The organism is Rhodococcus sp. NPDC003348 (assembly GCF_053589375.1).
Map to the genome: position 1 here is coordinate 126013 of NZ_JBSFRT010000005.1, position 20091 is coordinate 146103.

Here is a 20091-nt window from a genome sequence, read left to right on the forward strand (position 1 = left end):
CCCCGCAACACCGAGCTCTCCGCGACACTGACATCGCTGCACCACCCGACGCCGGGCCGCCCACCGCGGGCGACCCGGCGTCGTCGCGTCCGGGACCCCTCCTCGTAGGCTGACGGGATGCACAGTCTCGCCGCGATCGACACCTGGCCCGTCGACCACGCCGCTGCCGCGGCGATCGGCCCGGACGGGGTGCTCGCCACGGCGGGGGAGCAGGACCGGGTGTTCGCGTTGGCGTCGGTGACCAAGCCGCTCGTCGCCTACGGTGTGCTCGTCGCGGTAGAGGAAGGTGCGGTCGAATTGGACCAGCCCGCCGGCCCGCCCGACGCGACCGTGCGACACCTGCTCGCCCACACCTCGGGTCTCGCGTTCGGCGACCGGACCGTGCAGGCGCCCCCCGGGGCCAAGCGCATCTACTCGAGCGCCGGGTTCGAGGTTCTCGCCGAAGTGGTCGAGGCCGAGACGGCGATCGCGTTCCCGGAGTACCTGCGCCAGGCGGTGTTCGAGCCTCTCGGTATGACCGACACCGCACTGGAGGGATCGGCCGGGCACGGCGCCCGCGCCACCACCGCCGACCTGACCCGCTTCGCGCTGGAGTTGCTGCGGCCGCGGCTGCTGTCGGTGCCGACCCTGGCCGAGGCGACCACGGTCCAGTACCCGGGACTGCGCGGCCTCCTGCCCGGCTACGGGATGCAGCGACCCAACGACTGGGGCCTGGGTTTCGAGATCCGCGCCGAGAAGTCACCGCACTGGACCGGGACCACGAACTCGGCTGCCACCTACGGTCATTTCGGGCAGTCCGGCACGTTCCTGTGGGTCGATCCGGCACGTTCACTGGCCTGTGTGGCACTGTCGGACCGGGCCTTCGGCGACTGGGCGAAGGAGGCGTGGCCTCCGGTGAGCGACGCCGTCGTCGCCGAGTTCGGCACGCACTGAACGATCCCGCCGCGACGGATTCTGGTTTCAACTGGCGTACCACTGGCCACTGGGGGCACACTGTTACCGCGCCGTGGCACGACCGCGACGACAGAGGCCGTTGGGGAAGACGACCCTCGTCGAAGCTGGAGGTGCCCTGTGCGCGAATGGGATGAGTTCGTCGACGCGACGAACGGTGTGCTTCACGTGCACTCGTCGCCCGCGGCGCTGTGCCCGCACATCGAATGGGCCCTCGCCGCAACCCTCGACTGCCGAGCCAACCTGAAATGGACCTCTCAACCCGCCTCGCCCGGCCAGTTGCGGGCCAGCACCGACTGGATGGGTCCGGTCGGCACGGCGGCCCGGCTCGTCCATGCACTGCGCGCCTGGCCGATGCTGCGCTTCGAGGTCACCGAGGAGGCCAGCGAGGGCGTGGACGGCGAGCGGTACTGCCACGCACCGGGCCTCGGCCTGTGGCGGGGCTCGATGAGCGCCAACGGGGACGTGATCGTCGGGGAGATGCGGTTGCGGTCCCTGATCGCCCAGCACGGCGGCACCGACACGCTCGCGGTCGAACTGCAGCATGCCCTCGGCTCGGAGTGGGACACCGAACTCGAGCCCTACCGCAGTGGCAGCGAGGGCGCCGAGGTCACCTGGCTGCGCCGCGACGTCGGATAGACGCACCGGGGAATCATTACGGGTGCCGGTGCGTTGAAGCAGTCGGCCGTAGTTTTTGTGTGTTTGTGTACCAACTGCACGCTCGCAAGGAAACAGTGTTGCGGGCGCCGTGCAGCCCTTCAGGTACCTGAGAAATCCCGTTCAGTGTCTGGAGACGCGCGTTGCGTCTGAAAACCGGCCCGGTCCGCAAGGTGCGGTCCGACCAGCCCTGAAAAGGAGTTTCCATGACTCAGGGAACAGTCAAGTGGTTCAACGCGGAGAAGGGTTTCGGCTTCATCGCGCAGGACAACGGGGGCCCGGACGTGTTCGTGCACTACTCCGAGATCACCGGTTCCGGATTCCGGAACCTCGAGGAGAACCAGCGCGTGGAGTTCGAGATCTCCCAGGGCGCCAAGGGCCCGCAGGCGACCGGCGTCCGCGCGGTCTGACACCCACCCGCCGGTGAACCACCGGCACGAGACGACGAGGGCCCCGACCGTTGCGGTCGGGGCCCTCGTCCGTTCACATGTCGCGGAGGATCACAGCGGGATGTTCTTGTGCCGACCGCGGCGGGCGGGGGCGGCGGCGAGCGCAGTGGTGAGCAGACTGCGGGTCTGCGCGGGCTCGATCAGTTCGTCGACGACGCCGATGGACATCGCTCGCCCGACGCCGCCGGCGATCGCCTCGTGCTCGGCGGCCAGGCGGTCGTGCAGCGCCTCGCGCTCCTCCTCGGGGGCAGCCGCCAGGGCCCGCTTGTGCAGGATCCCGACCGCGGCCTTTGCGCCCATCACGGCGACCTCGGCCTCCGGCCACGCGTACACCGCGGTGGCGCCGAGGGCCCGGGAGTTCATCGCGATGTAGGCACCGCCGTAGATCTTCCGGGTCACCAGGGTGACGCGGGGAACGGTGGCCTCGGCGAAGGCGTGCAGCAGCTTCGCGCCGCGGCGCACCACACCCTCCCATTCCTGGCTGACGCCCGGCAGGTAACCGGGGACGTCGACGATGACGACGAGCGGGATGCCGAACGCGTCGCACAGCCGCACGAACCGGGCCGCCTTCTCCGCGCTCTCGGAGTTCAGGCAGCCGCCCAGTCGCAGCGGGTTGTTCGCGATGACGCCGACGGTGCGGCCACCGAGCCGGCCGATGCCGGTGACGATGCTGCGCGCCCAGTTGCCTTGCAGCTCTTCGAGGCTGGACTCGCCGTCCACGTTGTCGAGCAGTTCGTGCACGATCGGACGGACGTCGTAGGCGCGCTTGGCCGACTCGGGCATCAGGGCCCGGAGGTCGGTGTCGCCGCGGCGGGCGGCGTCCACGTCGAACTCGCCCTGATCGGCGATCATCGACACCAGCCGGCGGGCGCGGTGCAGCGCGTCGAGTTCGTCGTGGGCGGCGATGTGCGCGACACCGGACTTCTTGGTGTGCGTCGCGGGGCCGCCGAGCGACTCCATGTCGACCTGCTCGCCGGTCACCGAACGCACCACGTCGGGTCCGGTGACGAACACGCGGCCCTCGGGCGCCATGATGACGACGTCGGTCAGCGCCGGACCGTAGGCGGCCCCACCGGCGGCGAAGCCGAGGACGACGGAAATCTGGGGGATCAGGCCGGACGCGCGGACCATGGCTTCGAACACGAGGCCGACGGCGTGCAGGGCTTCGACGCCCTCCGCCAGCCGGGCCCCGCCCGAATGCCAGACCCCGACGATCGGGACCTGCTCCTCGATCGCGGCGTCGATCGCCGCGACGATGTGTTTGCAGCCCTCCACTCCCATGGCGCCGCCCATCACGGTGGCGTCGGAGCAGTAGGCGATGGTGCGGACGCCGTCGATCTCGCCGGACGCGGCGAGGACGCCGGACTTGTCGCGGGGATGAAGCGTCGTGGTGGTCCCGGCGTCGAACAGTTTCTCGAGCCGGGCGAGGGGATCGCGAGGGTCGAGCTGCGAATCGGGTCTGGTGACTGGATCCAGAATGGTCATCGCCGGTCCTCCTTCATAGCGAGCCGCTGACTGTGGGGAGGTGAGGGGCCCGGCTTCCGGGCCCCTCACCTGTCGAACTGCGAGCCGACCCGTCAGGCGCGGCCGAAGGCGAGCGCAACGTTGTGCCCACCGAATCCGAACGAGTTGTTGATGGCGAAATCGATCTGGCCGGCGCGGGATTCCCCCTTGACGACGTCCAGGTCGATCTCTGGATCCTGATTGTCGAGATTGAGCGTGGGGGGAATGACCCCGTCACGCACACTCAGGACCGTGAGCACCGATTCGAGCGCACCGACGGCGCCGATCGAGTGCCCGAGCGCGGACTTCGGTGCGTACACCGCGGCGTGGTTGCCGACCGCGGCGTTGATGGCCTTCGCCTCGGCGGTGTCGCCGATCGGGGTCGCGGTGGCGTGCGCGTTGACGAACGAGATGTCCGACTTCGCCAGTCCCGCGGTTTCGATGGCCCGGGTCATCGCCCGCGCCGCTCCGGTGCCCTCGGGGTGCGGCGCCACGATGTGGTAGCCGTCCGAGGTGATGCCCGCACCCAGCAGTCGTGCGTGGATGGTGGCACCGCGCGCCTTCGCGTGCTCCTCCGTCTCGAGGACCATCATCGCTCCGGCCTCGCCGAAGACGAATCCGTCGCGGTCCTTGTCGAACGGCCGCGACGCACCCGTCGGGTCGTCGTTGCGCGTGCTCAAGGCCCGCATCATCGCGAAGCTCGCCGTGGCGACCGCGTCGAGTTCTCCCTCGACACCACCGGCGACGACGATGTCGGCGTCACCGAGCGCGATCATCCGGTACGCATGCGCGATGGCCTCCGAACCCGACGAGCAGGCGGAGACGGGCGTGATCACACCGGCGCGAGCGCCGAGTTCGAGTCCGACGGTCGCGGACGGACCGTTCGGCATCACCATCTGCACGGCGAACGGGGACACCTTGCGGTACCCGCCCTCCCGCAGCTTGTCGACCGCGTCGATGAGCGATTCGCCGCCGCCGAGGCCGGTGCCGATCACGACACCGAGGCGGTCCTTGTCGACCTCCGGGCTGCCGGCGTTCTCCCACACCGTGCGGCCCAGCGTCAGGGCGAGGCGCTCGGCGAAGCTCATCCGCCGGACCTCGACCCGGGAGAGCGACTCGTTGGGGCTGACCTTGAGCTTGCCACCGATCCGGACCGGGAGGTCGAACTCGTCGACGAAACCGGTCAGCGTGCCGATGCCGCTCTCACCGGCGAGGAGGGACTTCCACGTGGCATCCACGTCACCTGCGAGTGACGTCGTAGCCGCGAGACTGGTGACGACGACGTTGGGCAACGTCCGCGGAGATGTGGAAGACACGTCGAGGCTCACTCGCTGTCGGTGGAGCCGGTCTGGACGCCCTCGGCCTCGAGCTTCTGGATGTACGTGACGGCGTCACCGACGGTGCGCAGGCTGGCGAGATCCTCGTCGGGGATCTTCACGCCGTACTTGTCCTCGGTCTGCACGGCGATCTCGACCATGGAGAGCGAGTCGATGTCGAGGTCGTCGACGAAGGACTTCTCGATGGTCACCTCGGACGGCTCGATGCCGGTGACTTCCTCGATGATCTCGGCGAGACCGGCGATGATTTCTTCCTGGCTGGTGGCCACTGGGTGGCTCCCTTCTTGATGGTGTTATTTTCGGGTCCTGCGTTCGACCGGTCCTCGGATCGGTCGAGTGCTGCAAGTGTGTGTGTTCATTCGAGTCACGGCGTGGGGCCGTGTTCGGTTCAGCCGAGTTGGGCGATCGCGTCCAGATCGGCGGGGGTCTTCAGGGCGAGCGTGGGGGTGCCCTTCATTTCGCGCTTGGCGATGCCCACCAGCGTGCCGGCCGGCGGGAGTTCGACGACCGCGGCCACTTCGGCGCCGCGGAGGTATGCGCTGCACAGATCCCACCGGACGGGCCGGGTGACCTGCGCGGCCAGCTTGGTCAGGGCGTCGGCGCCGGAGGCGACCGGCTGACCGTCGGCGTTGGACAGCAGGGTGCGCGTCGGCTCCTGCGGCGCGATCTGCGATGCCGCCTCGGTGACCGCGTCCTGGGCGGGGCCCATGAACCTGGTGTGGAATGCGCCGGCCACGGGCAGTGCGCGGACGCGAGCCTTCTCCGGCGGGTTCGCGGCCAGTTCCTCGAGCTTGCTGAGCAGGCCGGCGGCGACGATCTGACCGGCGGCGTTGCGGTTGGCCGGTTCGAGGTCGAGCTCGGCGAGCCGGGCGAGGACCGCGTCCTCGTCGCCACCGAGGACCGCGGACATGCCGGTCGGTTCCAGCGCGCACGCCTTCGCCATCTCGGAGCCGCGCAGTGCGGCGAGCGCGACCGCGTCGTCCGCGGAGATGACGCCGGCGATGGCGGCGGCGGCGAGCTCACCGACGGAGTGGCCCGCTGCCACGAGGTCGGCCGGAACCTGACCGCGGCGTTCGAGTTCCTCGAATGCCAGCAGCGCGGACGCCACGACGAGCGGCTGGGTGACGGCCGTGTCGGTGATCTCCTCCGCGGTCGCGGTGGTGCCGAGCCGGCCGAGGTCCAGGCCGGCGGCCTTGGACCAGATCGCAATGCGATCGGCGGTACCCGGCAGCTCCAGCCAGGGGCTGAGCATGCCGGGGGTTTGGGACCCCTGACCCGGGGCGAGCAACGCAATCACAGGAATAAGGGAACACCGATCGCCGGGTTCCGCGGGGTGTTGTTGGCGATGAACCTTGGACAAGTGTTTTGTAGGGTTCCAACAAAACAGCTTGTCGGGAGTGAGCATCGTACTTCAATCGTTGTGCGTTACACCCTGAACCCGTGATCTGTTGCTGATGTTACCGAAGTGGCTAAACGGGAGGGTTCGTGATTGGTTCGTGTCAGCCTTCCTACTGTTGCTGCGATTCGGAGTACGTACGCGTCCCGCGGGTTGGTCGGATCGCGCCGGGTGATCTCGGCGATTTTCTTCAGGCGATACCGCACAGTATTTGGATGGACGAACAGTTGACGGGCGCACGTCTCCACGGCGGCACCGCAGTCCAGATAGGTGTCGAGGGTGTCAGTCAGCGCGGACCCCGCCGCGGCGAGGGGACGCACCAACTGGTCGTTGAGGGCGTCGAGGGCGGCGCGGTCCCCGAGTAGCGCGCGTTCGGGGAGCAGCTCACCCGCGTGCACCGGCCGGGGCGCTCCCCGCCAGCCCGTCACGGCGTCCATGCCGGCCAGCGCCTCGACGGCGCTGAAGTGGGCGGTGCTCAGGGTTCCGGTCGTCGGGCCGATCACCACCGGGTCGGGGGAGAACGCGGCCAGCAGATCGGTCAGGAACGGTCGATTCTCCGGCGACGCCTTCACGTCGCCGGAGACCACGGCGACCAGGCGCGACCCCTGGACCACCGCCAACGCGGCGCGGCCGTGCCGCTGCGCGATGGTGTGCACCGTGCCGACCACCGAGACGCCCTGGTCCGGCGGCGGGGTGCCGACCAGGACGGTGGCCGGCGCGTTGGCGTCCCAGTTCAGCGTCGCGGCGCGGGAGAGCATGTCGGGTCCGCTGTCGCCGCGCACCACTGCATCCACCACCAGTGCCTCGAGCCGGGTGTCCCAGGCGCCGCGCGACTCGGCGGCGCTGGCATACACCGATGCCGCCGTGAATCCGAGCTCGCGCCCGTACCTCAGCACCGCCTCGGTCAACGCGATCAGCTGCTGGTCGTTGCGGGCGAGCGCGGGCAGCCACTGCTCGAAGAACTCCATCGCCACCCGCACCATGTCGACCGTCTGACGCAGCGTCAGGCGCCGGGCCAGGTCCTGGGGGATCACCTGGAAGGCATCGAGGCTGAACCGGACGTCGCTGTCCTCCGGGTTCCGCAGCCACTCGAGGAAGTTGACGATGGCGGTCTGCACCAGCAACTGGACGCTGGCGCGCTGGTCCGCGTCCAGGTCGGCGAAGAACGGCAACTGCGTCTGCATCGACGAGACCGCCTCGGTGGAGAGCCTGCCCGAGAACTGCTTCACCCGGCGCAGCAGTGCGTCCGGCAGCGGCGCCCGCGGTTCACGCCGGTGGGCGAAGGGGGTCGGAATCATCGGTGGCGGCGACGTCGGGTCCGCTCCACGCGGGGCGCCGGCCGGCGCCGACGCATCCGCCCCCTCGACACGGGGCGTGGTCGCGGCTCCCGACTCTCCGGCTCCTGATTCTCCGGACCCGGGCTCGCCGGATTCCTGTGCACCCATGACTCCGAAACCTACGCCACGGCGCAGGTCCGGGCGCGATGCACGGGTGCGGCGACCCGGTGAGGGTCGGGACGGCGAACGCCCCGGCACCGAGTCGGTGCCGGGGCGCTGGCCGGGGGTGCCGGGGATCTAGGCGCTGCCCGGATCCTTCATCGACGTCGGTGCGGCGAGCACGTCGTCGATCCGGTACTGCCGGGCGGCCGCCGCCGGGGTGTTGTGCTCGACCTTGCCCGCGCGGGCGAGACCGGCCAGCACCGCGACCGCAATCGACTCGGCGTCGACGTTGAAGAAACGTCGCGCCGCCGTGCGGGTGTCGGAGAAGCCGAACCCGTCGGTGCCGAGGGTGGTGTAGTCGCCGGGCACCCACTGCCGGATCTGGTCCGGAACCGAGCGCATCCAGTCGGAGGCCGCGACGAACGGGCCCTCCGCGCCGGAGAGGGCGGTGGCCACGTACGGCAGCGGGGGAGCGACGTCCGGGTTGTGCAGCGCCTGCCGGTCGCACTCGATGCCCTCACGGCGCAGCTCGCCCCACGAGGTCACCGACCACACGTCGGCCGACACACCCCAGTCGTCGGCCAGCAGCTGCGCGGCCCGCAGGCCCTCCGGCATCGCAACACCGGACACCAGAATCTGCGCCTTCGGGCCGAGTCCCGTGCCGCGGTGGTACAGGTAGATGCCCTTGAGCAGGCCCTCGACGTCGAGGTTCTCGGGCTCCGCCGGCTGCACGTACGGCTCGTTGTAGATCGTCAGGTAGTAGAAGATGTTCTCGCCGCCGAACCCGGCCTCGCCTTCGGTACCGCCGTACATCCGCCGGATACCGTCCCGGACGATGTGGGCGATCTCGTAGGAGAACGCCGGGTCGTAGGTGACCGCGGCGGGGTTCGTCGACGCCAGCAGCAGCGAGTGCCCGTCCGCGTGCTGCAGGCCCTCACCGGTGAGGGTGGTGCGGCCGGCGGTGGCGCCGAGCACGAAGCCGCGGGCCATCTGGTCGGCCGCAGCCCACAACCCGTCGCCGGTGCGCTGGAACCCGAACATCGAATAGAAGATGTACAGCGGGATCATCGGCTCGCCGTGGGTGGCGTAGGAGGTGCCGACCGCGGTGAACGACGCCGTCGAGCCCGCCTCGTTGATGCCCTCGTGCAGGATCTGGCCGACGCTGGACTCCTTGTACGCCAACATCAGTTCGGCGTCGACGGAGGTGTACAGCTGACCGTTGCGGTTGTAGATCTTCAGCGACGGGAACCACGAGTCCATGCCGAACGTGCGGGCCTCGTCGGGGATGATCGGCACGATCCGCTTGCCGATCTCCTTGTCGCGCAACAGTTCCTTGATGACGCGCACCAGCGCCATCGTGGTCGCGACCTCCTGCTTGCCCGAGCCCTTGCGGATCGGGTCGAGGGCGGAGATGTCCGGCACCGGCAGCGGCGCGGCGTCGGTGCGTCGCGACGGCAGGAACCCGCCGAGCTGCTTGCGGCGGTCGAGCATGTACTGGATCTCCGGGGCGTCCGGCCCGGGGTGGTAGTACGGAGGCAGGTAGGGATCCTTCTCGAGCTCCGCATCGGAGATCGGGATCCGCTGCAGGTCGCGGAACGCCTTGAGGTCGTCGAGGGTGAGCTTCTTCATCTGGTGCGTGGCGTTGCGACCCTCGAAGTGCTTGCCGAGGGTGTAGCCCTTGATGGTGTGCGCCAGGATCACCGTCGGCTGGCCCTTGTGCGCCATCGCCGCGGCGTAGGCCGCGTGGATCTTGCGGTAGTCGTGGCCGCCGCGCTTGAGGTTCCAGATCTCCTGGTCGGTCAGGTCCTTGACCAGCTCCTTGGTGCGCGGGTCACGGCCGAAGAAGTGCTCGCGGACGTAGCCGCCGTCGTTCGCCTTGTAGGTCTGGTAGTCACCGTCCGGGGTGACGTTCATCAGGTTGACCAGCGCGCCGTCCTTGTCGGCGTGCAGCAGGGCGTCCCACTCGCGGCCCCACACGACCTTGATCACGTTCCAGCCGGCACCGCGGAAGAAGGACTCCAGCTCCTGGATGATCTTGCCGTTGCCGCGGACCGGACCGTCGAGGCGCTGCAGGTTGCAGTTGACGACGAAGGTGAGGTTGTCGAGGCCCTCGGTGGCCGCGACGTGCGCCAGGCCACGCGACTCGGGCTCGTCCATCTCGCCGTCGCCGAGGAACGCCCACACGTGCTGCTGCGAGGTGTCCTTGATGCCGCGGTCGTGCAGGTAGTGGTTGAATCGTGCCTGGTAGATGGCATTCATCGGGCCCAGACCCATTGACACGGTGGGGAATTCCCAGAAGTCCGGCAGCAGGCGCGGATGCGGGTACGACGGCAGGCCGCCCTCGGCGTGGCTGGCCTCCTGGCGGAAACCGTCCATCTGCTCGGCCGGGATCCGGCCCTCGAGGAACGCGCGAGCGTAGATGCCGGGCGAGGCGTGGCCCTGGACGAAGATGTGGTCGCCGCCGCCCGGGTGATCCTTGCCACGGAAGAAGTGGTTGAACCCGACCTCGTACAGAGCCGCCGAAGACGCGTACGTCGAGATGTGGCCACCGACGCCGACACCCGGGCGCTGTGCGCGGTGCACCATGATCGCAGCGTTCCACCGGATCCAGGCACGGTAGCGACGCTCGACCTCCTCGTCACCGGGGAACCAGGGTTCGTTCTCGGTGGGAATGGTGTTGACGAAGTCGGTGGAGGTCAGGGCGGGGATGGCGACGTGGTTTTCGCCGGCGCGCTCGAGCAGTCGCAGCATCAGGTAGCGTGCGCGCGTCGGCCCCGAACGCTCCAACAGGTCGTCGAAGCTCTCGATCCACTCGCCGGTCTCGTCGGGATCGATGTCGGGAAGGTAGGACGCGACGCCCTCACGGATGACGCGCACACGGCCGTCGGAACCGGGGGTGGGACTGGGCGCCAGGGGAGATACCGGGTCCTGGGTCTGCTCGGACAACATTTGCTCCTCATCGCGGTGGACGCTCGGTGTGGCGTCCTATCCATCCGCGTCGCCAACTGTGACGGCAACACGGTTTGTTCATGATGGTGATCTGAATCCAATCCTGCCAAACCGCGTCGGCAATGGTGCGGGCGAGTCTCATTCGTCCACCGTCGAAATATTTGTTCGCGCGATTCGGCCCGGTCCGCTTGCGCGGAAGGCTTCGAGCATGTTCGCTTTCACTACCGATCACCACCGATCGGAAGCTGGAGGTTCAGCTCGAACACTTAGGAGGACACCACCGTGGTCGCCGCGGCCGACGCCCAAAACTACGTCCAGAAACTGGGCATCACCCAAGACATGTCTGTACAGGAACTGGGTTGGGACGAGGACACCGACGACGACCTGCGGGCGGCCGTCGAAGAGACCATCGGCGGTGAGCTCCTCGACGAGGACTCCGACGAGGTGATCGACGTGGTCCTGCTGTGGTGGCGGGACGGCGACGGTGACCTGGTCGACGCGCTGATGGACGCGATCGGGCCGCTCGCCGACGAGGGCTTCGTGTGGGTGCTGACCCCGAAGACCGGTCAGCCCGGGCACGTCGAGCCCAGCGAGATCGCCGAATCGGCACCGACCGCGGGGCTGACGCAGACCTCCGCCGCCAATCTGGGATCCTGGTCCGGTAGCCGGCTGGTGCAGCCGAAGGCACGTCCCGCCAAGCGCTGACCGCCGAACCTGGGGAGCGGCGCCTCCGCGGCGCTCCCCAGACCGTCGAGACCTAGGAGTTCGTCATGCCGTTGGCCGTGGGCACCGTCGCGCCCGACTTCACGCTCAAGGACCAGAACAACCAGGACGTGTCGCTCTCCGACTACCGGGGGCGCAAGAACGTCCTGATCGTGTTCTACCCGCTCGCCTTCACCGGCACCTGCCAGGGCGAGCTGTGCCGCGTCCGGGACACCCTGCCGACGTTCGAGAACGACGACACCGCCGTCGTCGCGATCTCGGTCGGCCCGCCGCCCACCCACAAGATCTGGTCGGCGGAACAGGGCTACACCTTCCCGCTGCTGTCCGACTTCTGGCCGCACGGGGAGATCACCCAGGCCTACGGGGTGTTCAACGAGAAGGCCGGCTACCCCAACCGCGGCACCTTCGTCGTCGACAAGGCGGGAATCATCCGGTTCGCCGAGATGAACGGTCCCGGAGAGGCCCGTGACCAGGGAGCTTGGGAGAAAGCGCTCGCCGCGCTAGATTCCTGAGTGCAATTCGGCGAACGAATTCTCGTTCGCCGAATTCCGGGCGTGTAGCTCAGTGGTAGAGCTCTGGTTTTACACACCAGCGGTCGGGGGTTCGAAACCCTCCGCGCCCACCAAGTCCACGAATCCGATCGGATCCGTGGTCTGCGAGGTCGCTTTGAAGCAACTTCTGGCCGTCCGGCGATGTCGGTGCTGCGGCCTACGGTGCGCGCATGGATATCGGGCTGTGGTTCGGTTGGATCTGTTCGTTGTTCGTCCTGATGTATCTTGCGTCGTTTGCGCTTGCCGGTGCGGCTGCATTTCGCTCGCCCGCGTGGAATCCGACGCTCCATCGTGCTGCCGGTGTCGAGTTGACCCGCCGAGGGTACTTTGCGAGGCCTACGTCGACCGTCGAGGACGCCGCCGCGGCCGGTATGTGCGGGACAGCGGTGCAGTCCGCCGACGAGGATGAGGATTCGGGGATCGTCGATCTCATCCGTCTTCTGGGCTGCGGGAGTGACGACGACGAGATGGTCGATGATCTCGATTCTCGGCGCGATGCCTTTCTGGAAACTGCGGTGCGGCGTCAGTTCGCGCGAGTGGAGAACGTCGCCGATCTGCGGCTCGCCAGTCGTCTGTGGCGATTCCAGCGCTTCCTGAACGAACTGGAGATCGGTGCTCGAGGCGCCTGGTGGCTCGGCCGGCTCAGTCTCGACAAGCAATCAGCGGCGATCCGGAATTACGCGACGCAGGTTGCATTCGGTGCGACATTGCTCGGAGTCGTCTGGTGGACGGTGGGTACGGCGCTCGACGCCTCGGACAGGGATCTCCTGACGACCGTCGCGAAGTTCACCGGGTGTGGCGCTTTTCTGGGTGCACTGTTCGCGATTGCGCAGTTCTGGCGCAGTCTCCTCGTCTTACGGTGGGGCCCGATTTCTCGGTGGACCGGTCGAGGTGTCCTCACCGGTGCCGGACTCGTCGCTGTGGTGTCCGCCTTGTTTCTGAGTGGAGTTTCAGGTGCCGCCGCGGGCGTGGCGGGGTACCTGGCGAGGGCAACGGATCGTTTCACTTCCACCGGGCTTTCCGTCAGCATCGGTGGTGTTCTGCTGATCGCGGCACTGCTGTGGGTGGTGTGGCGATCCGTATCGGCAATCCGTCGCGGGCGCGGAACGCCGAGCGAGCGACTCGGGACGGCGGCCGTTGCTGTCTTCTTGATGGCGATGATCGTGCCAGTGGCGCTCATGGTTCTCCGGCTACCGCTCGAGTCGGCATTCACGGCATCGGCTTGGGTGGCGGTTGTCGGGGGCGGATTGTTGGGTGGCGCGGCGATGCTGGCCTGGTGTCGTGAGTGGTGGGTGCGGTATCGAACACTCGTGGACTCGGGTTATCCGTTGCGTCGGTACGGATTCCGTTGGTCGATGCTGTTGACGTGGTCAGTTGCCTTCGCGGTGTTCGCGGTTCTCGCCGGCACTGCGGACGGCAGCAACCACCGATCGAGTCCGGGCGTCGAGGTGGTTGTCGAGTGTGCTCTCGCCGTGCTCGCAATTGTTGTGGTTCTTCTGCTTCCGCCGGGACTGGTCGTGACGTACTTGTTCGTTCGCCGGGTGAATGCGCAATACCAGCGTCGCGAGATGGAGCGGTACAGCACCTTCTTCGACGCAGGCACCGTGACGCGCGCTCTGATGGAGAGCCGGGAACGAGGTTCGGTGGCCGACCCTGCACGCGAAAGTCACTTGTAGAAGCCGTCGCGCAGGTTGATTCCGTGCTCGACCCACACCTTGAGCGCCGCGAGCATGCCGGTCCAGCCCTGGCAGTTGCCGAAGGCGCTCTTCGCGCCCTCCTCGGTGGGTTGCCACGCCGACTCGGTGATCGTGACCAGGGTCCGGGTGTCGTCGTCGACGGGTTCGAACTCGAATGTGGTGGTGGTCCTGCCCGCGTCGGAGGTGGTGGCCGTGCCGGCCCACTCGATGACGATGCGGCGCGGCGGTTCGGCCGCGACGACGGTGACGGGGAAGGCGCCGGGGAAGTCGGCGAAGTCCCACGTGACCTCGGAGTTCGACTCCAGCCGGCCGCGCGCGCCGCCGGTGGTGAAGTACTTCGACAGTTGCTCGGGGTCGGCGACGGCCTCGTACACCTCGGCGCAGGGCCGCGAGACGTGACCGGAGACGGTGAATGTCAGTGCGGTGAGGGTGTTCTGCTCAGACATGTTGTAATTTTACAACATGTCTGTGGGTGGCCGCGAGGAATCGGACGACGACCGGGTGTTCAAGGCGCTGGCGTCCGGGACGCGGCGGCGGATGCTCGACGTGCTGCGGGAGTCGTCGTGCACGACCGGCGAGCTGTGCGCGCGATTCCCCGAACTCGACCGCACCACCGTCCTCCAGCACCTGAAGGTGCTCGAGCGCGCCGAACTGGTGACCGGTCGCAGCGTGGGGCGGGAGCGACGCCTGACGCTCGCACCCCTGCCGATCAAACGCATCCACGACCGCTGGATCGGCGAGTACACCCGCGCCGCCGTCGACCTGCTGGACAGGCTGGGGCGCGAATGAACGCGCCGCCGGGCCGACGGTGGTGCGGTCAGCGGTTGCTGGTCACTGCATGAGGTACATCAGCAGCGTGAGGACGAGGGCGACGACCGCGGCGACAAGGAGCATGCCGGGCCAGATTCTCGGTTCCGAACTGTCGAAGTGATCGTGCATCACGGCACCTCTTGACGTGGTGGGCGATGGAAGCCGGGCTGCCCCGGCCGATCCGGGTCGGGTCGACCGGGGCGGACGCGACCCGACCCGGAGGGATGGGTACGGGTGCTCCAGCGCCGACTCTAGGCATGGTCCGGCGTGCGTGAGTGCGACTTTCCCCGGCGTTCACCTGGTGTTCGGCGACGCGCCGTCCAGGGCGCGTGGGTGGGTGGTGTCTACGGGGTGGCGGGCGCTGTCGTGGCCGCGCCGGCCTCCCCGCGGAAGGTCCGGCGGTACGCGGACGGGGGGACCCCCAGCTGTGCTGCCATGTGCTGTCGCAGGGAGGCGGCGCTGCCGAAGCCGACGTCGGCGGCGATGGTGTCCACCGGCAGGTCGGTCGTCTCGAGGAGCTGGCGCGCCCGGTCGACGCGGCGGGTGATCAGCCACTGCGCCGGAGTGGTGCCCACCTCCTCGCCGAACCGCCGGGTGAAGGTGCGCACGCTCATGTTGGCGTGCCGGGCGAGCCGGGAGAGTTGCAGCGGCTCGTCCAGCCGTTGCAGGGCCCAGTCCCGCGTCGCCGCCGTCGATTCCGTGGTGTGTGCCGGGATCGGCCGCTCGATGAACTGGGCCTGCCCGCCGTCCCGCCACGCCGGCACGACGGAGCGTTTCGCGACGCGGGTGGCGACGTCCGACCCGTGGTCGCGGCGCACGATGTGCAGGCACAGGTCGATGCCCGCTGCGACGCCGGCCGAGGTGAGCACGTGGCCCTCGTCGACGAACAGGACGTCGGGGTCGACCCGGACCTGCGGATAGGTGCGCTGGAAGTGCTCGGCGTGCCGCCAGTGGGTGGTGGCCCGCAACCCGTCGAGCAGGCCCGCGGCGGCGAGGACGTACGACGCGATGCAGATCGACACGTACCGGGTGCCCGGGCGGATGAAGCCGAACGCCTTCTCCAGGTGCTCGGGCAGGTGGCCGTCGCGGGTGGCACCGAGTTCGTACGTCGCCGGGATCACCACGGTGTCTGCGGTCGCCAGCAGCTCCGGGCCGTGGTCGACCGACACCGTGAAGTCGGCCTCCGTGCGGACCGGGGCGCCGTCCGCGGTGCATGTGAGCACCTCGTACAGCGGCGCGCCGTCCCTGTCCTCGGCCATCCCGAACACCCGCGAGGGAATACCCAGCTCGAACGGGACGACTCCGTCCAGCGCGAGAACCACCACCCGATGCACCATGGCTGGATTCTTTCACATGTTGGCGTTCACGCCAGTGGTTCGCGAGGGTCACCATCGCGCAGACTGGTCGCCGTGACTTCTGAGCTCGTACGCCCCGCCGCTGCCGGTACGCCCCCGCGAGTGCACTACGCCTGGCTGGTGGCCGCGGTCGCGTTCCTCGCGCTCGTCGGTGCGGCGGCGTTCCGGGCGGCACCGTCGATCCTGATCGACCCACTGCACGACGACTTCGGCTGGTCCCGGGCCTCGATCTCCTCGGCGGTGTCGATCAACCTGGTCCTGTACGGGCTGACGGCACCCTTCGCGGCGGCACTGATGGAGCGGTTCGGCCTGCGCGCGGTGGTGTCGGCGGCGCTGCTGCTCGTCGCAGCGGGCAGCGGGCTGACGGTCTTCATGACCACCCAGTGGCAACTCGTCCTGCTGTGGGGCGTCCTCGTCGGGCTCGGCACCGGATCGATGGCGCTGGCGTTCGTCGCGACCGTCGTCGACCGCTGGTTCGTCGCCCGCCGTGGCCTGGTCACCGGCATCCTCACCGCCGGCGGCGCCGCCGGGCAACTGGTGTTCCTACCGGTCCTCGCCGCCGTCTCCGAGGCCCACTCCTGGCGGACGGTCGCGCTGACGGCGTCGTTCGCGGCGCTGGCCGTCGTGCCCCTGGTGCTGCTGTTCCTGCGCAATCGCCCCTCGGACGTCGGAACCGTTCCGTACGGCGCCGCCCCCGACTTCGTGGAGCCGGAACCGGCGGCGCAGTCCGGCGGAGCGGTGCGCCGCGCGCTCGCGGTGCTGGCCGCGGCGGCGAGGACCCGCGTGTTCTGGCTCCTCGCCGGGACATTTGCGATCTGCGGTGCGAGCACCAACGGGCTCGTCGGGACCCACTTCGTGCCCGCCGCCCACGACCACGGCATGCCAACCACGGCCGCCGCGAGCCTGCTCGCGGTGATCGGCATCTTCGACGTCGCCGGCACCATCGCGTCCGGCTGGTTCACCGACCGCTTCGACTCGCGCAAGCTCCTCGGCGCCTACTACCTGCTCCGCGGCCTCTCGCTGATCTTCCTACCGATCCTGTTCGCGGAGACCGTGCACCCGCCGATGATCGCCTTCGTCATCTTCTACGGTCTCGACTGGGTCGCGACCGTCCCGCCTACGGTTGCGCTGTGCCGCAAGCATTTCGGTGCCGACGCCCCGATCGTGTTCGGATGGGTGCTCGCCTCGCACCAGATCGGCGCCGGGCTGGTCGCATTCCTCGCGGGCCTGGTGCGCGACCGGTTCGGCGGCTACGACGCCGCGTTCTACGTGGCGGGCGGACTGTGCGCGATCGCGGCCGTCATGTCGCTGGCCATCGTCGGGCGGGGCCGCGAGCCGGTCACCGTCTGACGCGGCGAGTCCGAGGTCGTTCGAGGCGCCGACCGATCAGCGCGGCGCGGCGGCCGACTCGTTTGCCTGGTCGTGCCACACGGCGGTCGCGCCGCTGTCGCCGATCCGATAGACCTGGACCACCGATCCGACGGCCACGGCGATGCCCAGGACCGTCAGTGCGATTGCCACGATCTGGGATGCCCGCCCCTGCGACGATCCGGTGCGCGCGCTCCACCACTGCCGTACCCGCGGCCGATGTAGCGCCCACCATGCCGCCGCGACAGCGAAGACGCCGACCGACCAGACCAGGAGTTGGTCACCGAGTTCGGCGTGGATCCGCACCAGCGGATCGCGGGGGACCCGGTGCTCGAGCCACTCGCCGGCGTGGGTGGTGAGCGGGACCAGCACCAGCGTCACGAACGCCACCACGGGGGTGACGGCCCCGAGACGCCGCCGGGCTGCCGGCCAACACAGTGAGAGGAGCAGGAGCAGTGCGGAAAGCGGGACCAGGACCACCACGAAGTGCACGAGCAGTGGATGGATCGGCAGGCCGTTGAACGTTGTGGGCCCCATGTTGTGACTCGCCTCCGTCGGATGTGTGTGTGACCGTCGCCAGACTAGGTCCGGATTCTTGGAGTCTGCTGGGAGTTCGCGGGCAGGACGAGGGTGAACGTGGAGCCCTGTCCCTCGACGGAATCCACGAGCACCTCACCGTCGTGTGCTTGCGCGACCTCGCGGACGAGTGCGAGGCCGATCCCGTGCGCGCGCCGACCGGAGGGCTGGTCGGGCCCGTGCGCGAATCTCGCGAACAGCCGGGGCAACTGCTGGGGCGAGACGCCGACACCGGTGTCGGTCACCGCGATACGGACGAGTCCGGCGCCGACCCCGATGCGGACGATCACCCGTCCACCCGGCCGGACGTGAGTGACGGCATTGTCCACCAGGCCGTGCACCGCGCGGCGGAGCGCCGGCCGCGAGCCGGACACGAAGGCCGGGTCGGCATCCGACTCGACGTCGATTGCGACTCCGAGGGATCGGGCGTGGGCCGTCATGCTTTCGCCGATCTGCTCGCACAGGACGGCCACGTCGACCGGCTCGCGGGCGGCCGGACCGGAGTCCAGCGAAGCCGAGAGCAGAAGATCCTCGACGAGTTCGGTCAACGCCCGGGTGTCGTCGACGATGCCGTCGAGCTGCTTCGAGAGCTCGGCCGGTTCGATCCGTTGCGCCCGCCTGGCGAGCAGTTGCGCCCGGGTGTGCAGGACGGTCAGCGGTGCCCGCAGTTCGTGCGAGGCATCCGCGACGAATCGGCGCTGCAGCGTCAACGCCTGCGCCAATGGTCGAATCGATCTGCGGGACAACAGGATCACGACCAGCGTCGAGGCCGCGATACCGGTGATCTCGGCGAGGAGCAGGGCCGACAGCAGCCGGTCCCGGCCGGCGTGGAACGGTTCGAGGTCCACGAGCGCGACTGCGCGTCCGCCGTGGATGTCGGCGACGAGCCCGCGATAGTCCCGGTCGCCGTCGCGGACGTCCACGAAACCGGGCGGACCGTCGAGGAGCTGCACGGCCCGGGACGGTGCGCCCGCGCTGACCGCTGTCGCCCCGTCCGGGCCGCGGAGTGCGAGTGCCGTTCCCGGTGGCGGATCGTCGACGTCCTCGGCGGTCTCGACGACGGACCGCAACTGCGACTCCACCTGTCTGGACTGGGCGCGGCCGTCGACCAGGAACGCGACGACGCCCACCACCATCAGGACGAGGGCGAGGGCGACCGCCGCTTGCAGCGACACGACGCGACCGGCGCGCCGCAGCAGCAGTTCGTCGCCGATCACCGCGGCCGGGCGGGTAGCGAGGGCGGGCCTGCGACGGAACGAACGGGTGGTCAACGGGAGCCGATCCGGTACCCGACGCCCCGGACGGTGCGCACCACGTCGCGCCCGAGCTTTCGGCGCAGGTAGTGCACGTACGTGTCGACGGTTCCCGGCGTGCCTGCCGCGCCGAACGCGGCGTCGAGCAGTTGTCCGCGGGTGAACACCTGGCCGGGCGACCGGGCGAGTACCACCAACAGTGCGCACTCGCTCGCCGACAGCTCGACCCTGCCGTCCTCGCCGACCACCGTCCGGCTCGCCGGCTCCAGTTGTCGCCCCGCGACCGGCAGCAGTTCGGCGGCGTCGAACCGGCGGCGGCGCAGCGCGCGCAGCCGGGCAAGCAGCTCCGGGATCTCGAACGGCTTGACGAGGTAGTCCTCGGCACCGGCGTCGAGTCCTTCGACCCGGTCGAGGAGCATGCCCCGGGCGGTGAGCACGAGAACCGGGGTGTCGATGCCGTGTCGCCGGAGTGCGCGGAGCACCTCGATGCCGTCACGTCCGGGCAGGCCGCGGTCGAGAACCACGACGTCGTAGCGACGTGTGAGGCCCAGGTGCAGCCCGGTCGGGCCGTCCCCTGCGGTCTCCACGCGGTACCCCTCGTCGGTGAGCAGTTCGACGAGTAGGTCGGTCAGGTGGGTGTCGTCCTCGACGAGCAGGACGGCTGGGAGCTCGGGGACAGGTGCGGGCACGGTTCGAGGGTGCCACCGCCCGGCTCGCACGTCCGGTGGGATGGCCGGTCCCGGTCCGCATCCGTACCCGTCCCGGTCCGCCCCTCCCGCCACCGGGAGGACATCCGACGATGCGCTGGAGGACCTGGACAGCGGCCGAATCGCCTGGAGATCCCGGGGACGCTGTCTCGGTGATCGTCCGCAGCGACTGCCACCGGGCGGCCCGACAATCGTGCCGGACGTCACAGTGAGAGTTCACCTTCCCTTCACCGGCGCCGCGACGGATCTCACTACCGTGGTCAGGGACCGAGGCGTCCGGTCGACGGCATCTCGGTCCGCGAAACTGCGTGAGCTCGAAGAACACTCCGTCCGCCTGCCCAGGGAGGTGTACTCATGGAACTCCTCGCAG

Annotated in this window: 19 protein-coding genes and 1 tRNA gene; 9 read left to right on the forward strand and 11 right to left on the reverse strand. The window is 69.1% G+C overall.

Annotation, left to right across the window (positions count from 1 at the left end):
• Positions 1–117 precede the first annotated feature (117 nt).
• The 3 genes from ACWDU4_RS05160 (at position 118) to ACWDU4_RS05170 (ending at position 2018) form a co-directional block, all read left to right on the forward strand.
• Entirely contained in the window at positions 118–933 is an 816-nt protein-coding gene (locus tag ACWDU4_RS05160; protein WP_450112776.1) for a serine hydrolase domain-containing protein, read from the forward strand.
• Between the two features lie 138 nt (positions 934–1071).
• Positions 1072–1590 (forward strand): DUF3145 domain-containing protein, encoded by a 519-nt coding sequence (locus tag ACWDU4_RS05165; protein WP_450112777.1) that lies wholly within the window; start codon positions 1072–1074, stop codon positions 1588–1590.
• A gap of 224 nt (positions 1591–1814) precedes the next feature.
• Positions 1815–2018: a cold-shock protein gene (locus ACWDU4_RS05170; protein ID WP_450112778.1), complete on the forward strand. Its 204-nt coding sequence runs from the start codon at positions 1815–1817 to the stop codon at positions 2016–2018.
• Between the two features lie 90 nt (positions 2019–2108).
• Here ACWDU4_RS05170 and ACWDU4_RS05175 read toward each other — a convergent pair whose 3' ends face one another.
• The 6 genes from ACWDU4_RS05175 to aceE all read right to left on the reverse strand — a co-directional run bounded on the left by ACWDU4_RS05175 (position 2109) and on the right by aceE (position 10681).
• Positions 2109–3542, reverse strand: a complete 1434-nt coding sequence (locus tag ACWDU4_RS05175) for an acyl-CoA carboxylase subunit beta (RefSeq protein WP_450112779.1) — start codon at positions 3540–3542, stop codon at positions 2109–2111.
• Positions 3543–3634: 92 nt separating this feature from the next.
• Entirely contained in the window at positions 3635–4876 is a 1242-nt protein-coding gene (locus ACWDU4_RS05180) for a KasA/KasB family beta-ketoacyl-ACP synthase (RefSeq protein WP_450112780.1), read from the reverse strand.
• Between the two features lie 8 nt (positions 4877–4884).
• Positions 4885–5166 carry a meromycolate extension acyl carrier protein AcpM gene (gene acpM / locus ACWDU4_RS05185; protein ID WP_450112781.1) on the reverse strand — a complete coding sequence of 94 codons (282 nt, stop codon included), beginning with the start codon at positions 5164–5166 and terminating at the stop codon, positions 4885–4887.
• Between the two features lie 119 nt (positions 5167–5285).
• Positions 5286–6194, reverse strand: coding sequence for an ACP S-malonyltransferase (locus tag ACWDU4_RS05190; RefSeq protein WP_450112782.1), 909 nt, complete (start codon positions 6192–6194; stop codon positions 5286–5288).
• Positions 6195–6322: 128 nt separating this feature from the next.
• Positions 6323–7591 carry a PucR family transcriptional regulator gene (locus tag ACWDU4_RS05195; protein ID WP_450112783.1) on the reverse strand — a complete coding sequence of 423 codons (1269 nt, stop codon included), beginning with the start codon at positions 7589–7591 and terminating at the stop codon, positions 6323–6325.
• Positions 7592–7867: 276 nt separating this feature from the next.
• Positions 7868–10681: a pyruvate dehydrogenase (acetyl-transferring), homodimeric type gene (aceE, locus tag ACWDU4_RS05200; RefSeq protein ID WP_450112784.1), complete on the reverse strand. Its 2814-nt coding sequence runs from the start codon at positions 10679–10681 to the stop codon at positions 7868–7870.
• Between the two features lie 282 nt (positions 10682–10963).
• Between aceE and ACWDU4_RS05205 the strand changes: the two genes are divergently transcribed.
• From ACWDU4_RS05205 to ACWDU4_RS05220, 4 genes are all read left to right on the forward strand, one after another.
• Entirely contained in the window at positions 10964–11386 is a 423-nt protein-coding gene (locus ACWDU4_RS05205; RefSeq protein WP_450112785.1) for a DUF3052 domain-containing protein, read from the forward strand.
• Positions 11387–11451: 65 nt separating this feature from the next.
• Positions 11452–11916 carry a peroxiredoxin gene (locus ACWDU4_RS05210; protein ID WP_450112786.1) on the forward strand — a complete coding sequence of 155 codons (465 nt, stop codon included), beginning with the start codon at positions 11452–11454 and terminating at the stop codon, positions 11914–11916.
• A gap of 38 nt (positions 11917–11954) precedes the next feature.
• Positions 11955–12029, forward strand: a tRNA-Val gene (locus tag ACWDU4_RS05215).
• 96 nt (positions 12030–12125) lie between these two features.
• Positions 12126–13631, forward strand: coding sequence for a hypothetical protein (locus ACWDU4_RS05220; RefSeq protein WP_450112787.1), 1506 nt, complete (start codon positions 12126–12128; stop codon positions 13629–13631).
• On the opposite strand, the gene ACWDU4_RS05225 is transcribed toward ACWDU4_RS05220, so the two are convergent.
• A complete protein-coding gene (locus ACWDU4_RS05225) occupies positions 13622–14098 on the reverse strand; it encodes an SRPBCC domain-containing protein (protein ID WP_450112788.1) in 477 nt (158 codons plus the stop codon). The two genes, ACWDU4_RS05220 and ACWDU4_RS05225, sit on opposite strands and share 10 nt — an antisense overlap.
• Positions 14099–14114: 16 nt before the next feature.
• On the opposite strand from ACWDU4_RS05225, the gene ACWDU4_RS05230 reads away from it, so the two are divergent.
• Positions 14115–14441 (forward strand): ArsR/SmtB family transcription factor, encoded by a 327-nt coding sequence (locus ACWDU4_RS05230; protein ID WP_450112789.1) that lies wholly within the window; start codon positions 14115–14117, stop codon positions 14439–14441.
• A gap of 365 nt (positions 14442–14806) precedes the next feature.
• On the opposite strand, the gene ACWDU4_RS05235 is transcribed toward ACWDU4_RS05230, so the two are convergent.
• Complete coding sequence (locus ACWDU4_RS05235; protein WP_450112790.1) at positions 14807–15799, reverse strand: GlxA family transcriptional regulator; 993 nt, start codon at positions 15797–15799, stop codon at positions 14807–14809.
• A gap of 72 nt (positions 15800–15871) precedes the next feature.
• Here ACWDU4_RS05235 and ACWDU4_RS05240 point away from each other — a divergent pair, with 72 nt between their 5' ends.
• Complete coding sequence (locus ACWDU4_RS05240; RefSeq protein ID WP_450112791.1) at positions 15872–17167, forward strand: MFS transporter; 1296 nt, start codon at positions 15872–15874, stop codon at positions 17165–17167.
• A 36-nt stretch (positions 17168–17203) separates the two neighbouring features.
• On the opposite strand, the gene ACWDU4_RS05245 is transcribed toward ACWDU4_RS05240, so the two are convergent.
• Genes ACWDU4_RS05245 through ACWDU4_RS05255 form a run of 3 tightly spaced genes read right to left on the reverse strand, consistent with a single transcriptional unit; the run spans position 17204 to position 19703 of the window.
• Positions 17204–17722, reverse strand: a complete 519-nt coding sequence (locus tag ACWDU4_RS05245; protein ID WP_450112792.1) for a DUF2231 domain-containing protein — start codon at positions 17720–17722, stop codon at positions 17204–17206.
• Between the two features lie 44 nt (positions 17723–17766).
• Positions 17767–19032 (reverse strand): sensor histidine kinase, encoded by a 1266-nt coding sequence (locus ACWDU4_RS05250; RefSeq protein ID WP_450112793.1) that lies wholly within the window; start codon positions 19030–19032, stop codon positions 17767–17769.
• On the reverse strand, positions 19029–19703 hold the full coding sequence (locus ACWDU4_RS05255) for a response regulator transcription factor (protein ID WP_450112794.1): 675 nt from the start codon (positions 19701–19703) through the stop codon (positions 19029–19031). Before ACWDU4_RS05255 ends, ACWDU4_RS05250 begins: the two co-directional genes overlap by 4 nt.
• Positions 19704–20091 lie beyond the last annotated feature (388 nt).

Excerpts from the sequence above, each read along its gene's own strand:
- ACWDU4_RS05160 (WP_450112776.1), top strand. The coding sequence starts at position 118 with ATGCACAGTCTCGCCGCGATCGACACCTGGCCCGTCGACCACGCCGCT.
- ACWDU4_RS05170 (WP_450112778.1), top strand. The coding sequence starts at position 1,815 with ATGACTCAGGGAACAGTCAAGTGGTTCAACGCGGAGAAGGGTTTCGGC.
- ACWDU4_RS05175 (WP_450112779.1), bottom strand. The coding sequence starts at position 3,542 with ATGACCATTCTGGATCCAGTCACCAGACCCGATTCGCAGCTCGACCCT.
- ACWDU4_RS05195 (WP_450112783.1), bottom strand. The coding sequence starts at position 7,591 with ATGATTCCGACCCCCTTCGCCCACCGGCGTGAACCGCGGGCGCCGCTG.
- aceE (WP_450112784.1), bottom strand. The coding sequence starts at position 10,681 with ATGTTGTCCGAGCAGACCCAGGACCCGGTATCTCCCCTGGCGCCCAGT.
- ACWDU4_RS05210 (WP_450112786.1), top strand. The coding sequence starts at position 11,452 with ATGCCGTTGGCCGTGGGCACCGTCGCGCCCGACTTCACGCTCAAGGAC.
- ACWDU4_RS05220 (WP_450112787.1), top strand. The coding sequence starts at position 12,126 with ATGGATATCGGGCTGTGGTTCGGTTGGATCTGTTCGTTGTTCGTCCTG.
- ACWDU4_RS05225 (WP_450112788.1), bottom strand. The coding sequence starts at position 14,098 with ATGTCTGAGCAGAACACCCTCACCGCACTGACATTCACCGTCTCCGGT.
- ACWDU4_RS05230 (WP_450112789.1), top strand. The coding sequence starts at position 14,115 with ATGTCTGTGGGTGGCCGCGAGGAATCGGACGACGACCGGGTGTTCAAG.
- ACWDU4_RS05235 (WP_450112790.1), bottom strand. The coding sequence starts at position 15,799 with ATGGTGCATCGGGTGGTGGTTCTCGCGCTGGACGGAGTCGTCCCGTTC.
- ACWDU4_RS05245 (WP_450112792.1), bottom strand. The coding sequence starts at position 17,722 with ATGGGGCCCACAACGTTCAACGGCCTGCCGATCCATCCACTGCTCGTG.